The following is a 435-nucleotide window of genomic DNA, read 5'->3' as shown; positions in this document are numbered from 1 at the left end:
ATTGCTTTGAAGAATAATATAAGCGACGACGACCAGAATGGCGGTGATGTTCAAGATATGTGGCCTGACCAGCTTCATAACTATAGATGTAGTAAGAATATTCGTAAATCTTACCATTAGATTTTTGACGACGAAGTTGGCGGACCGTACCACGGTTGAGCTCGTTATTAATTGTTTGATGATTAACTCCTAATTGGCGACCAATTGCGCGATTGGAAAGTCCTTGCGACTTTAAAGTCGCAATCATCACACGTTCTTCTTTAGTAAGATGAGCATTCTTTTTATGAGTAGTCAATAAACTAGTAGACATGGTATCATTTAAGTGCGTCATTTGACGGACATCCTTTCATATAGGTTTGGTTCACTTAATATGATACCTGATGTCACGCCGAGTGGCGTTTTTTATTTACCACCAACTGGGTGGCTAACTTCATT

1 protein-coding gene is annotated in these 435 nt (G+C 39.3%); it reads right to left on the bottom strand.

The window, feature by feature from the left end; all coding sequences use genetic code 11:
- Positions 1-331: helix-turn-helix domain-containing protein (locus AACL61_RS07010; RefSeq protein ID WP_339111172.1), on the bottom strand; the 331-nt coding region annotated here is incomplete at its 3' end.
- Positions 332-435: the final 104 nt, after the last annotated feature.

This window comes from Limosilactobacillus reuteri subsp. porcinus, assembly GCF_036621895.1.
GTDB classification, from domain to species: Bacteria; Bacillota; Bacilli; order Lactobacillales; family Lactobacillaceae; genus Limosilactobacillus; species Limosilactobacillus reuteri_J.
The sequence above is the reverse complement of the archived record's forward strand: the minus strand, read 5'-3'. Positions and strand labels throughout refer to the sequence as shown.